The organism is Acidovorax radicis N35 (assembly GCF_000204195.1).
GTDB classification, from domain to species: Bacteria; Pseudomonadota; Gammaproteobacteria; order Burkholderiales; family Burkholderiaceae_C; genus Acidovorax; species Acidovorax radicis.
This window is the reverse complement of the sequence record NZ_AFBG01000018.1, coordinates 581,994-594,946: the sequence shown is the minus strand read 5'-3', so window position 1 is coordinate 594,946 and position 12,953 is coordinate 581,994. Positions and strand designations below refer to the sequence as shown.

Annotated in this window: 9 protein-coding genes, 1 tRNA gene and 1 pseudogene; 7 read left to right on the top strand and 4 right to left on the bottom strand. The window is 61.3% G+C overall.

Going from position 1 to position 12,953, the window contains the following annotated elements; translation table 11 throughout:
- Positions 1-1,827, bottom strand: a complete 1,827-nt coding sequence (locus tag ARADN35_RS0108370; RefSeq protein WP_029413713.1) for an extracellular solute-binding protein — start codon at positions 1,825-1,827, stop codon at positions 1-3.
- A 104-nt stretch (positions 1,828-1,931) separates the two neighbouring features.
- On the opposite strand from ARADN35_RS0108370, the gene fabI reads away from it, so the two are divergent.
- Entirely contained in the window at positions 1,932-2,732 is an 801-nt protein-coding gene (fabI, locus tag ARADN35_RS0108365) for an enoyl-ACP reductase FabI (RefSeq protein ID WP_010461023.1), read from the top strand.
- Positions 2,733-2,809: 77 nt separating this feature from the next.
- Positions 2,810-3,673, top strand: a complete 864-nt coding sequence (locus ARADN35_RS0108360; RefSeq protein ID WP_010461021.1) for a DNA ligase — start codon at positions 2,810-2,812, stop codon at positions 3,671-3,673.
- Between the two features lie 69 nt (positions 3,674-3,742).
- Here the strand turns inward: ARADN35_RS0108360 and ARADN35_RS0108355 are convergent, their stop codons facing one another.
- Both ARADN35_RS0108355 and ARADN35_RS0108350 read right to left on the bottom strand, forming a co-directional pair.
- Positions 3,743-4,303, bottom strand: coding sequence for a fasciclin domain-containing protein (locus ARADN35_RS0108355; protein ID WP_010461019.1), 561 nt, complete (start codon positions 4,301-4,303; stop codon positions 3,743-3,745).
- 210 nt (positions 4,304-4,513) lie between these two features.
- Positions 4,514-6,886, bottom strand: a complete 2,373-nt coding sequence (locus tag ARADN35_RS0108350; RefSeq protein WP_010461017.1) for an arginine/lysine/ornithine decarboxylase — start codon at positions 6,884-6,886, stop codon at positions 4,514-4,516.
- 146 nt (positions 6,887-7,032) lie between these two features.
- Here ARADN35_RS0108350 and ARADN35_RS0108345 point away from each other — a divergent pair, with 146 nt between their 5' ends.
- The 4 genes and pseudogenes from ARADN35_RS0108345 (at position 7,033) to ARADN35_RS0108330 (ending at position 10,066) form a co-directional block, all read left to right on the top strand.
- The gene (locus ARADN35_RS0108345) at positions 7,033-7,458 is read left to right on the top strand and encodes an NfeD family protein (RefSeq protein WP_010461014.1); all 426 of its coding nucleotides are present in this window, start codon (positions 7,033-7,035) and stop codon (positions 7,456-7,458) included.
- A gap of 54 nt (positions 7,459-7,512) precedes the next feature.
- The gene (locus ARADN35_RS0108340) at positions 7,513-8,433 is read left to right on the top strand and encodes an SPFH domain-containing protein (RefSeq protein WP_010461012.1); all 921 of its coding nucleotides are present in this window, start codon (positions 7,513-7,515) and stop codon (positions 8,431-8,433) included.
- A 259-nt stretch (positions 8,434-8,692) separates the two neighbouring features.
- Positions 8,693-9,912: pseudogene (locus tag ARADN35_RS26065) on the top strand (GGDEF domain-containing protein).
- Positions 9,913-9,976: 64 nt separating this feature from the next.
- A tRNA-Ser gene (locus tag ARADN35_RS0108330) sits at positions 9,977-10,066 on the top strand.
- A gap of 275 nt (positions 10,067-10,341) precedes the next feature.
- On the opposite strand, the gene ARADN35_RS26060 is transcribed toward ARADN35_RS0108330, so the two are convergent.
- Complete coding sequence (locus ARADN35_RS26060) at positions 10,342-11,502, bottom strand: ATP-binding protein (protein ID WP_244265862.1); 1,161 nt, start codon at positions 11,500-11,502, stop codon at positions 10,342-10,344.
- 406 nt (positions 11,503-11,908) lie between these two features.
- Here ARADN35_RS26060 and ARADN35_RS0108320 point away from each other — a divergent pair, with 406 nt between their 5' ends.
- A complete protein-coding gene (locus ARADN35_RS0108320; protein WP_035196818.1) occupies positions 11,909-12,952 on the top strand; it encodes an ABC transporter substrate-binding protein in 1,044 nt (347 codons plus the stop codon).
- The last annotated feature ends 1 nt before the right edge of the window (position 12,953 follow it).

Sequence of the window (12,953 nt, the reverse complement as noted above, 5' to 3'; positions counted from 1 at the left end):
TTATTTCTTGTCTGGCGCGGTTTGGGGCGGAATGCGCGCCCACCACGTGTCGATGACCCACCCTTCGCCGCTGGCGTAAGGCGGCACCGTGGCAGGCCGTGCCAGCCGCCAGGCGTTGTAGGCCATGCGGTGGGTGCCAGCCGTCCACTGCGGAATCAGGTAGTGGCTGTGCGCGATGATGCGCTCCAGGGCGTGGCAGGCGGGCAGCAATTGCGCCTCGGTCTTGGCCGAGGTCATGGCCTTGATCATGGCGTCCACCGCAGGGTTCTTGACACCGACGAAGTTGCCGGAGTCCTCCACATCGGCCGCCTGGCTGCCGAACATGTCGGCAAACTCCTGGCCCGGGTTGTTGGTGCCCTGGTAGGCGATGGAGGTAATGTCGAAGTCGAACTTCTGCAGCCGCTGCTGGTACAGCGCAAAGTCCACCGTGCGAAAGCGCAGCGTGATGCCGATCTTCTCCAGATTGCGCATCCAGGGGGTGATGGTGCGCACGCCGCCTTCGTTGCTGTCCATGTATTCGAGCACCATGGCGTCGCCCTTGGCGTTGCGCAGCGTGCCATCGCGCACCTCCCAGCCAGCGTCCTTGAGCAAAGCCTGGGCGCGCCGCAGGTTGGCGCGCAGAGACGAATCGCCATCCGTGCGCGGGGCCACCGTCATGGGGCCAAAAGCCGACGCCGGAATATCCTTGCGATAGGGCTCCATCAACGCGAGTTCTTCGGGCGATGGGCTCCCTTTGGTTTCGCATGCCGTGTTGCCAAACAGGCCGTTCACCCGCTGGTAGGCGCCATAGAACATCTGGCGGTTCATCCATTCGTAGTCCATGGCCAGGCCCAGGGCCTCGCGCACCCGGGCGTCCTGCAACAGCGGGCGACGGGTATTGAGCACATAGCTCTGAAAACCCGAAGGGAGCTTGTGCACAAACTCGCCTTTGACGAGTTCACCCGTGTCGAACTTCTTGCCCGTCACGCGCCGGGCCCAGTCACCCGCGCTGAAAAACCGCATGAGGTCGAACTCGCCCGCCTTGAGGGCCTCCAGCCGCGCGGTGTTGTCCTTGTAGATCTTGACAAGGATGTTGTCGAAATTGGCCGTGCCCTTGCGCACGTTCAGATCACGCGCCCAATATTGCGGGTCACGCACATAGGTGATGTCCTTGCCAAACCGCACCGGGCCGATTTTGTAGGGGCCACTGCCGATGGGAATATCCATCACCACCTGGTCAAACGGCTTGGCCTTGCCGTTCTCGACGCCCCAGTCGCGGCTGAACACCGGCAGGCCACCTACGGTGAGGGGCAGCTCGCGATTGGGCAGCTTGAAGCGGTAACGCACGGTGCGGTCGTTGATCACGTCCACGCCCGCCACCTCGATCAGCAGCGTCTTGTAGGCAGGGGATGTGAAGGGGCCCACCAGCGTGTCGTAGCTGTGCTTCACATCCTGCGCCAGCACCGGCTTGCCGTTGTGAAAACGCGCCTCGGGCCGCAGGCGGAAGGTGGCGGACAAGCCGTCGGGGGCAACTTCTACATCTTCGGCCAGCAGGCCATAGCCGGTGGCTGTTTCGTCCATCGAACCGGCAAGCAGTGAATCGAACATCAGCGACGACAAGTACGCTGGTGCGTTACCTTTGATGGTGAACGGGTTGTATTTGTCAAAGGTGGACACCCGCAGGTTGCTGACCAGACGCAGCTCGCCACCTTTGGGCGCATCAGGGTTCACATAGGCAAAGTGCGCAAACCCGGAGGGATAACGCGGCTCGCCCCACAGGGCATACCCATGCGCAGCCCACGCCGGAACCGCACACCCCATCAGCAAAAAAGTCAGCCAAAACCGCATGCGACAATTCTGCACTACGTTCGCCGGGCCTCGCTGCAGATCGCGCATATCCACATGCACCAGGCCGCCCGCCGACATTTCGCCATTCCAAAAGGAGATTGAACATGGGTTTTCTGACCGGCAAGAAGCTGCTCATCACGGGTGTGTTGTCCAACCGCTCCATCGCCTACGGCATCGCCAAGGCCTGCCATGCGCAGGGTGCCGAGCTGGCTTTCAGCTACGTGGGCGAGCGCTTCAAGGACCGCATCACCGACTTTGCCGCCGAGTTCGACTCCAAGCTGATCTTTGATTGCGATGTGGGCAGCGACGAGCAGATCGATCGCATGTTTGCCGACCTGGCCCAGGTGTGGCCAAAATTTGATGGTTTTGTGCACAGCATTGGATTTGCGCCCCGTGAGGCGATTGCCGGCAATTTCCTCGAAGGCCTGTCTCGCGAAGGTTTCCGCATTGCGCACGACATCAGCGCCTACAGCTTCCCGGCCATGGCCAAGGCCGCCCTGCCCTACCTGAACGACAAGTCGTCGCTGCTCACGCTGTCGTACCTGGGCGCGCTGCGCACCATTCCCAACTACAACACCATGGGCCTGGCCAAGGCCAGTCTGGAAGCATCGGTGCGCTATCTGGCCGAAGCCGTCGGCCGCACCGAAGACGGCCGCAGCATCCGCGCCAACGGCATCAGCGCGGGCCCCATCAAGACGCTGGCTGCAAGCGGCATCAAGGACTTTGGCAAGCTGCTCAGCCGCGTGGCCGATGCCTCGCCCCTGCGCCGCAACGTGACGATCGAGGACGTGGGCAATGTGGCGGCCTTCCTGCTGTCGGACCTGGCATCGGGCATGACCGCCGAGATCACCTACGTGGACGGCGGCTTCAGCCAGACGGCAGGCCTGAGCGCAGACCAAGTCTGATTTCGCCTCGAAATTTGAGTCAAAACAGGCTCCAGCGCTTGATACAAAAGCGCAATAAGCTATCAATTAAATAGCAAATGCAACGCAGAAGCTACCTGGCCTGGCTGGCGTTCGCAGCCCTCCCCGCACTTTCCACACGTCCTGGCCATGCAGCAGATGCTCCGGCTCTGCTGCTGGCCAATGTGTACCGGCCGGGTATGGCGTTGGCGGACTATTGGGTCAGCGAAAAGTACGACGGCGTGCGTGGCTACTGGGACGGCCACACGCTGCGCACCCGGGGTGGTGAAACGGTAGTGGCCCCCGCGTGGTTCACCGCCAGCTGGCCCAGCACCCCCATGGATGGCGAACTGTGGGCTGGGCGCGGGCGCTTTGCGCACGCGCAGTCCACCACGCGCCAGCAGCAGCCCAACGACGTGGCCTGGCGGCAGATGCGCTTCATGGTGTTTGACCTGCCCCGGCACGGCGACACGTTTGACGAGCGACTGCGGTCGCTCAACGCCTTGGTGATGCAGATCAACCAGCCTTGGGTCCAGGCGGTGCCCCAAAAGCGCATCGAAAACGATGCGGCCCTCCAGGCCCTGTTGCAACGTACGGTGCGGGCGGGCGGCGAAGGCCTGATGCTGCACCGGGGCAGCTCGCACTACCAGTCTGGCCGCAGCGATGATCTGGTGAAGGTCAAGACCCACGATGACACGGAAGCCCGCGTCGTTGCCCACCTGCCGGGCAAGGGTCGCCACGCAGGGCGCATGGGAGCCCTGCTGGTGGAAATGCCCTCGGGTCAGCGCTTTCGGTTGGGCGCGGGCTTCAGCGATGCGCAACGGGCTGACCCTCCGCCGGTGGGCAGCTGGGTTACCTACCGGTTTCGCGGAACACACGACGGCGGCCTGCCGCGTTTCGCGAGTTTTGTGCGTGTGCGGGAAGACATGCCTGCTGCACGCTGATCGAGCGCCAAGCCAGGCAACCCGCCCTTCCACAACGGACAGGCCTTTTCAGCGCTTTCGTCAATGTGGTCAGTTGGGCAGCAGTACCTTGTCCACAACGTGAATCACGCCGTTGGACTGGTACACATCGGCAATGGTCACGCTGGCCATGCCACCCTTTTCATCGCTGACCATGATGCTGGAGCCACTGGCCTTGGCGGTGAGTGTGCCGCCTGCCACTGTCTTGAAGCTGGCCATGCCCTTGCCGTCGGCGATCATCTTGGAAAGCGCTGCGGCATCGTACTTACCTGCAACCACGTGGTAGGTAAGCACCTTGGTCAGCGTCGGCTTGTTCTCGGGCTTGAGCAGGGTGTCCACGGTACCAGCGGGCAAAGCGGCAAAGGCGGCATTGGTGGGTGCAAACACGGTGAAGGGACCGGTGCCCTTCAGCGTTTCGACCAGGCCTGCGGCCTTCACGGCAGCCACCAGCGTGGTGTGGTCCTTGGAGTTCACTGCATTGTCGATGATGTCTTTGCTGGCGAGCATGGGCGCGCCACCCACCATGACCTGCGCCATGGCAGGTACAGCGGCCGCAGCCATGGCAGCGGCCAATGCAATGGTGGCCATACGGGTGTTGAATCGGTGGGTCATGAGAATCTCCTGAAAGTGATGTAGGGACTGACACCGCCTGAAAATCACGCGGCTGACAGGCAATACGGGGGTACTTGTTCAGCGGATTCAAACCCTCCAAACTAAAAAATCGCTCCCCGGCGGTGCCGGGGAGCGATTTTTAGAACGCGTTCACGATCTTGGGCCGGGTGAACGACCCCACTAGCCGATCACCACGGCGTCAAACCGCACTCACACGTTGCGGCCGTAAGGTCCGTCGTCGCCCACCTGTACCAGGTTCTTGGCGGTGGCCAGCGGCTTGGTGTTCTTGCCGGTCTTGGCGGTTGTGTCGGCCACGCAGTCCGCGTAGTAGCGCACCTGGCCGTTTTCATCCTCCACCTCCACCAGGCCGTGGATATCGGTCTCAAAGCCCGGGCACAGTTTGGCGAATTCGCGGGCGAACTTGAGGTAGTCCACGATCTTCTTGTTGAACACTTCGCCCGGAATCAGGAGCGGAATGCCCGGTGGGTACGGCGTGACCAGGCCCACGGTGATGCGGCCTTCGAGCTGGTCGATCTCCACGCGCTCGGTCTGGCGGTGCGCGATGTGCGCGTACGCATCCGAAGGCTTCATGGCGGGCGTGAGGTCCGACAGGTACATCTCGGTGGTCAGGCGCGCAATGTCGTACTTGGCGTACATCTCGTGCACGTGCTGGCAAAGGTCCTGCAGGCCCATGCGCTCATAGCGCTTGTGCTGCTGACAGAACTCCGGAAGGATGCGCCACATGGGCTGATTCTTCTCGTAGTCGTCCTTGAACTGCTGCAGCGCGGTGAGCAGCGTGTTCCAGCGGCCCTTGGTGATGCCGATGGTGAACATCACGAAGAAACTGTACAGGCCCGTCTTCTCCACCACCACGCCGTGCTCGGCGAGGTACTTGGTGACGATGGACGCGGGGATGCCGGTCTTGTCGAACTTGCCGTCCAGGTTCAGGCCCGGCGTGACGATGGTCGACTTGATCGGGTCCAGCATGTTGAAGCCATCGGCCAGTTGGCCGAAGCCGTGCCACTTGGCGCCGGCTTTCTTGCTCTTGCTATCGCTGCGGATGATCCAGTCCTCCGCGCGGCCGATACCTTCGTCCACCAGCTTCTCGGGGCCCCAGACCTTGAACCACCAGTCCTTCTTGCCGAAGTCGTCTTCAATCTGGCGCATGGCGCGACGGAAGTCGAGTGCCTCCAGGATGCTCTCTTCCACCAGCGCGGTCCCCCCGGGCGGCTCCATCATCGCGGCCGCCACGTCGCAGCTGGCGATGATGCTGTACTGCGGGCTGGTGCTGGTGTGCATCAGGTAGGCCTCGTTGAAGAGGTGGCGATCGAGCTTGGTGGTCTGCGAGTCCTGCACCAGCACATGGCTGGCCTGGCTGATGCCGGCCAGAAGCTTGTGGATGGACTGCGTGGCATACGTCACCGAATGCTTGGGACGCGTGCGCTTCTTGCCCATGGCATGGTAGGTGCCGTAGAACGGATGGAAGGCCGCGTGCGGCAACCAGGCCTCGTCGAAGTGCAGGTTCTCCACGTAGCCATCGAGCATGCCCTTGATGGTCTCGGTGTTGTACAGCACGCCGTCGTAGGTGGACTGCGTGAGGGTCAGCACGCGCGGCTTGACCTTCTTGGCGTCCACACCCTTGAGCAGCGGGTTGGCCTTGATCTTGGCCTGGATGGCTGCTGGCTCGAACTCGCTTTGCGGGATGGGGCCGATGATGCCGAAGTGGTTGCGCGTGGGCTTCATGAACACCGGGATGGCCCCGGTCATGATGATGCTGTGCAGGATGGACTTGTGGCAGTTGCGGTCCACCACCACCACATCACCGGGGGCCACGGTGTGGTGCCACACCATCTTGTTGGACGTGGACGTGCCGTTGGTCACGAAGAAGCAGTGGTCGGCATTGAAGATGCGCGCGGCATTGCGCTCGCTCTCGCCAATGGCGCCGTTGTGGTCCAGCAGTTGGCCCAATTCTTCCACCGCGTTGCACACATCGGCGCGCAGCATGTTCTCGCCGTAGAACTGGTGGTACATCTGGCCCACGGGGCTCTTGAGGAAGGCGACGCCGCCCGAGTGGCCGGGGCAGTGCCAGCTGTACGAGCCGTCTTCGGCGTAGTCGAGCAGCGCCTTGAAGAACGGCGGCTGTACACCCTCCAGATAGCTCTTGGCCTCGCGGATGATGTGGCGCGCCACGAATTCGGGGGTGTCCTCGAACATGTGGATGAAGCCGTGCAGTTCGCGCAGGATATCGTTGGGCAGATGGCGGCTGGTCTTGGTCTCGCCGTGCACGTAGATCGGCACCTCAGTGTTCTTGCGGCGCACCTCGCCGATGAAGTTGCGCAGGCTCAGAACGATCGGATCGAGGCCTTCGCCCTCCGAGAATTCCTCATCGTCGATGGACAAAATGAACGCACTGGCGCGGCTTTGCTGCTGCGCGAACTGCGACAGATCACCATAGCTGGTGACCCCGACCACCTCGAACCCTTCGGCCTCGATGGCCTGCGCCAGCGCGCGAATACCGAGCCCCGAAGTGTTCTCGGAACGATAGTCTTCATCGATGATGATGATGGGAAAGCGAAACTTCATGCGCAGCCTCCGTGCAACCGTGCCCTGCCCGGCCAAAAAACGAAATAGGCGCGAAGTGTAAGGAATAACGTTGACGCGCCTTTGAACTGCAACCCTTTTGACCCAGAATGTGGTGCACTAAACACAACCACAACAAGGAGTTGGCTATGGAGGAATCCACCATCTGGTGGCTGGCAGCAGGGGCTGTGGTCGTTGTAGAGCTGCTCACCGGTACGTTCTATTTGCTGATGGTAGCCATCGGCCTGGTGGCTGCAGCCCTGGCCGCCCATCTGGGCCTGCCCACTACTGTTCAGGTTGTGGCGGCGGCCGTCGTGGGAGGAGGAGCGGTGGTGGGCTGGTACTACCTCAAGAAAAAGCGTCCCGGAGATCCCTCCGCCCGCGCCGACCGCAGCGTCAACATGGACGTGGGCGAAACCATCCTCATTGAGGGCTGGAACGCGGACGGCACCACTACAGTGAAATATCGGGGTGCCACTTGGACAGCCATCCACCGCCCCGGTGTCACCCCCTCCACAGGCATGCACCGGGTTGCGGAACTGGTGGGCAATCGCCTGCTGGTAGATCCGCTCTAAAAAGGCCGCGGCCGCTTCACCTTCACAGATCAACAACGAAAAGAGAGGTTTCTCATGGAAATTGCCGTCGTCATTCTCATCATTGCCGTGATCTTCGTCGCACGCTCCGTCAAGGTCGTGCCCCAGCAGAACGCCTGGGTCAAAGAACGCCTGGGCAAGTACGCAGGCACACTCACGCCGGGGCTGAACTTTCTGGTGCCCTTTGTGGACAAGGTTGCCTACAAACACAGCCTGAAAGAAATCCCGCTCGACGTGCCCAGCCAGGTCTGCATCACCCGCGACAACACACAATTGCAAGTGGACGGCATCCTGTATTTCCAGGTGACCGACCCGATGCGCGCAAGCTACGGCTCCAGCAACTACATCGTGGCCGTGACGCAGTTGGCACAGACCTCGCTGCGCTCGGTCATCGGCAAGCTGGAACTGGACAAGACCTTTGAAGAGCGGGACATCATCAACGCCCAGGTCGTTCAAGCCATTGACGAAGCAGCCCTGAACTGGGGCGTGAAGGTGCTGCGCTATGAAATCAAGGACCTGACACCACCCAAGGAAATCCTGCATGCCATGCAGGCTCAGATCACGGCAGAACGCGAAAAACGCGCGCTGATTGCCGCCTCCGAAGGCCGCCGCCAGGAACAGATCAACATCGCCACCGGCGAACGCGAAGCCTTCATTGCCCGCTCCGAAGGTGAAAAGCAGGCCGTCATCAACAAGGCCCAGGGCGAGGCCGAATCCATCAAGGCCGTGGCTGAAGCCAATGCCCAGGCCATCGAGCGCGTGGCCGCCGCCATCCGCCAGCCCGGCGGCGAACAGGCCGTACAGCTCAAGGTCGCGGAAAAGGCCGTGGAGGCGTACAGCCAGGTGGCAGCGGACTCGACCACCACGCTCATCGTGCCGAGCAACATGACCGAGGTGTCGGCACTGATCGGCTCGGCGATGAAAATGGTGCAAACCACCGGCACTCCACGCAACTGAGATCAAACGGCAGGCCGACGCCATCGGCCCTGATCCCAGTGAACCGGCGAACCGAGCACGCTGCAAGGCACAAGCCGCCAGCGCCCGGTGCCGGTTTTTTGATTCCAGGCATGGGTGTTCGTCCACGCTGCCGGTTGTTCCACAACCCCTTTGCTGAGCAAACAGCGAAGGCGTGCCACGGTGTAAGGCCGGCATGGTGTCGGCTAGGATGAAGTGCCATTTCGCTTTCCTACCGAGACACCTTCACGTGCAAGTACCCATGGGTGCCACCCTCATCGTCAGCATGCTGTGCGTGCATTTGCTGTGCTTTAGCGCCATGTTCCTGCTGATCAGCACGCGCCTGCATGGTAAGAAGATGGGCATGGAAGTTTTCGCCATCGGCAACTTCTTGCTGGGCTCAGCCTACGTGTTGCAGCTGGTGGGCGGCCCCCGGGGTGGAACGCGATGAGCGTGGCCAACCATACGCTCACCCTGTGTGCACCGGCAGTCTACGCGGTAGGTGCCATGCGGTTCTTCGGTCGAGCGGCCCCGCTGTGGCGCCCTCTCCTCACACTGGCCCTTGCCTACGCCGCTGCGCAGTTAGTGGTGCAATGGACGCTGGGAACAGAGGTCCGCTACGCCATGCTGGCGGGCGCCTCTGCCCTGCTCTTTCTCGCCATGACCGCCACCGTGATCCAGGGCGCGCACACTTTTGCCAGGGATCTGCGGGCGGAAATGGTGCTGTTCGCAGTCCTGATCGGCGGCATCTTTGCCCTCAACGCCATGAAGTTCGTGATGGTTCTCAAGGACGGACTGGAGGCACTGGACATGAACAGCCGTTTCCAGACCGTGTTCTATCTCTATATGTCCTTTCTGGCGACCGTGCTGGCACCGTCCATCATCTGGCTGGTGCTGCGCAGGCTCACCGACGAACTGCGCGCCATGGCGGCCCACGACCCGCTGACGCGGCTGTTGAACCGTCGCGGCATGCTCGACGGGTTGGATGCATATTTCCGCTCACGCACTGCAGGCACTGCGCACCTGCTGATCGTGGACATCGATCATTTCAAACGCATCAATGACACATACGGTCACCAAATCGGCGACACCGTTCTGTGCCATGTGGCCGACGTGCTGAGGGACACCGCCCGCCAGGGCGACCTCGCGTGCCGCCTGGGTGGCGAAGAGTTCGTTGTTATTTGCCCGGACACCGACGCCGAGGGCGCCCTGCGCCTTGCGAGCCGCGCGCGAATGGCCATCGAGAACAGCGAAGTGGTGACCGCCGCCGCCCCAGGCGGCCCCATCCGCTGCACCGTGACCATCGGCATCTCGGCCGGTTTCGCTGGCCCACAGGAACTAGACCGCGCCATGCAACAAGCCGATGCAGCGCTGTACCGGGGCAAGCACACCGGACGCAACCGCATCGAGAGGAGCGACGACGCGCAAGAGATCGACTCCGCCACAGAATCAGCACCACTCGCGACCCGACCCGCCCACTAAAAACAACCGATACATCAGTCGGGCGCAGAAAACGCCCAAAAGCACTGCTAGAATAGTGGGCTTCGGAGAGGTGGATGAGCGGTTTAAGTCGCACGCCTGGAAAGCGTGTGTGGGCTAATCCCCACCGCGGGTTCGAATCCCGCCCTCTCCGCCATTTGGCACACAAAGCCACCCATGACTTAGGAACGACTTCCAAATCCGTTCAACACAAAGTCCCACACAAAACAAAGCTCTGTCTTGAAAGGCAGGGCTTTTTTTTTGTCCCTATGGATTGCTGGCGCCGCACGCCCGCTTGCTCGGTTGTCCCAATTCCAGCCTTGCTCTCGAAGTAGGTACTGCCTCAGTCAAAGCGAGATCGCAGGATAGCAAGAGTCCTTGGACACCCTCATACGCGCCCGGGCAGGTCACGGAGTAGCGTATGCCCTGGCATCAGTCGGCGACTCCACCCGACTCGCCCGCAGCTGCAGCCTTCGACCTCATAAGGTCATCCTCGGAGGAAAGTGTAAAGAAAAACGTGGCGCCCTTACCCTCCTCCGCCTCGGCCCAGATACGGCCGCCGTGGCGCTCCACTATCCGCTGCGCAATCGACAGGCCGACGCCCGTACCCTCATAGTCCTCCGCGCGGTGCAGCCGCTGGAAGGGAGCGAACAGCTTGCCAGCATGGGCCATGTCAAAACCTACACCGTTGTCGCGTACAAAATAGGCTGCCTCTTCTTGCTGCGGAAGGCGCCCGATTTCCACCCGGGCTTGATCGCGACCCCGCGTAAACTTGAACGCATTCGACAGAAGATTGGTCATCACCTGCTGAAGCAGCGCAGGATCCGCAGTGCAGTGGTTCAGCGGGCCAACATGGATGCCGATGCCATCACGCGCGTAGTCCGGGCGCAACTCATCAATCAGCGCATGCACAAGACTGTCCAGATCGACGCGACGCTTGATCAATGTCTGGCGCCCCAGTTTGGACAAGCGCAGCAAATCGGCAACAAGCTGGTGCATGCGCTGCGTCCCCAGGCCAATGCGGCCCAACATCTCGCGGGCCTCTGCAGGCATTTCGGACCCAAAGTCGGTTTCAAGGATCTGGGCAAACTGGGAAATGATGCGCAAAGGTGCGCGCAAATCGTGTGAGACGGAGCTGGCAAATGCCTCAAGCTCGCTATTGGCTGAGGCCAGCTCCTTGTTGCGCGCCTCTAACGCCGCCATATGCTCCTGCAACTGCAGCTCCAGCACCGCATTTTCCTGGCGCAAACTGTGGACCTCCAAGGCACGCGCAATCACCGGGAGAATGGCGCTCAGCCGGAAAGGTTTGAGTATGTAGTCGAAGGCACCAACTTTCATGGCCTGAATCGCCGAAGAAATAGTGCCATCGCCCGTCATGACGACCCCCACCATCTGCGGATCTATATCCAACGCAGCGCGCAACAACTCAATGCCATCCATCTCCGGCATGGTCAAGTCGGTCAATAGCAATTCGTACCGTTGTTCCCGTAGCGCCAGGAGTGCCGCTTTGGCAGACGTGAAGCCGACGGTTTCATAGCCCTGGGGTGTCAGCGTGTCACACAGCGCTGTCATCTGCATCACTTCGTCGTCCACGATCAAAAGGCGCGGGGCTTGCATAGGCATGTGCTTGATGCGAACTCAGGTCACAAAAAAATGGGGACATCCCGACCGAGGGGCCCAACAGCCGACGCGGAGAAACTGACGCAGTTGCATGCCTTGTTCCCTCAGAAGAACGCAAAGTCCCTGTCCTGTGTGGTAACGACACCCAATCCACAAGAGGTCTTTGTCAATTATTTCTGTGTTCAATGGTAGTTTCAAACGCTGGGCCTGTCCATTCGGCTCCGCGCACAACGTGTTGGGTGGTTGATCCGCTGTCAATTGCGCCTTGCCTTGGCCTCCGGAATACGCACAATCATTGGGCATGCACTGACCTGCGGGACAAATGCCGTGTACCGGGGCCTGCAGCAGAAGCCTGGGCGCAGTGCCAGAGAGGTTCAAGATGAAACGAGCGACGGCATCAAAAGAGGGAAACGGGTCTGTTCGCATCGCAGCAGGCCTGCTTGTTCTGGCCATGGCAGTGGCGGGGACCGTGGTATGGGGCACCCGTACCTCATCGCAAGATCCCAGGCCCCTTGAGCAGGTGATCATTGCCGCCAACACCTTCTATGCGGGCTCGTGCCCGATACTGGCTGCGCACGAGAATGGCTACTTCGGTGCCGAAGGCCTGAACGTCACAATCCAGCCGCACACCAGCGGCAAGGCCGCGCTGGACGCGGTTTTGGAGGACAAAGCCAGCCTCGGTGTATCGGCCGACATCCCCATCATGTTCGCTGGCATGCGCCAGCAGCCGATTGCCGTGATTGCCACGATCTTTGCATCGGAATCCGACTATGAAGTCGTGGGGCGCAAGGACCGGGGCATCACTACGCCAGCCAGCTTGCGAGGCAAACGCATTGGTGTATCGCTGGGCACGTCCGGACATTTCGTACTGGATGCGTTTCTCAACCGGCAAAAGCTATCGCCCAGCGACGTGACGGCAGTCGACCTCAAGCCGGAAGACATCGCGCCCGCACTGGCCCGGGGGGACATCGATGCTGCCGCAACGTGGGAACCGCACGTCAGCGCGATGAAAAAGGCCCTGGGCACCAATAGCACAGCCTTTTCCGCCACAGGCATCTACGAGGCAACCTCCAGCGTGAGCGGAACACGCGACTACGTGGAGAACAACCAGGAAGCTGTCAAAAAAGTCCTGCGCGCGCTGATCCAGGGTGGGCGGTTTTGCCAGGATGCACCCGAGCAGGCCCGAGAAATGACGGGGCGGTTCATGAAATTCAGCGCGGAGGAACTGAAAGAGCCCTGGGCGCTGTATCGCTTTCGGGTTGTGCTGGACCAGAGCCTGCTACTGACATTGGAGGACGAGGCGCGGTGGGCGATTAAGAATGGGTTGGTCGGTGACAAAAAAGAGATGCCGAATTACCTGAACAACATCCACCTAGACGGGCTGCTCGCGGTGATGCCACGCGCAGTGACGGTCATCCACTAGG

Excerpts from the sequence above, each read along its gene's own strand:
- ARADN35_RS0108370 (WP_029413713.1), bottom strand. The coding sequence starts at position 1,827 with ATGCGGTTTTGGCTGACTTTTTTGCTGATGGGGTGTGCGGTTCCGGCG.
- fabI (WP_010461023.1), top strand. The coding sequence starts at position 1,932 with ATGGGTTTTCTGACCGGCAAGAAGCTGCTCATCACGGGTGTGTTGTCC.
- ARADN35_RS0108360 (WP_010461021.1), top strand. The coding sequence starts at position 2,810 with ATGCAACGCAGAAGCTACCTGGCCTGGCTGGCGTTCGCAGCCCTCCCC.
- ARADN35_RS0108355 (WP_010461019.1), bottom strand. The coding sequence starts at position 4,303 with ATGACCCACCGATTCAACACCCGTATGGCCACCATTGCATTGGCCGCT.
- ARADN35_RS0108350 (WP_010461017.1), bottom strand. The coding sequence starts at position 6,886 with ATGAAGTTTCGCTTTCCCATCATCATCATCGATGAAGACTATCGTTCC.
- ARADN35_RS0108345 (WP_010461014.1), top strand. The coding sequence starts at position 7,033 with ATGGAGGAATCCACCATCTGGTGGCTGGCAGCAGGGGCTGTGGTCGTT.
- ARADN35_RS0108340 (WP_010461012.1), top strand. The coding sequence starts at position 7,513 with ATGGAAATTGCCGTCGTCATTCTCATCATTGCCGTGATCTTCGTCGCA.
- ARADN35_RS0108320 (WP_035196818.1), top strand. The coding sequence starts at position 11,909 with ATGAAACGAGCGACGGCATCAAAAGAGGGAAACGGGTCTGTTCGCATC.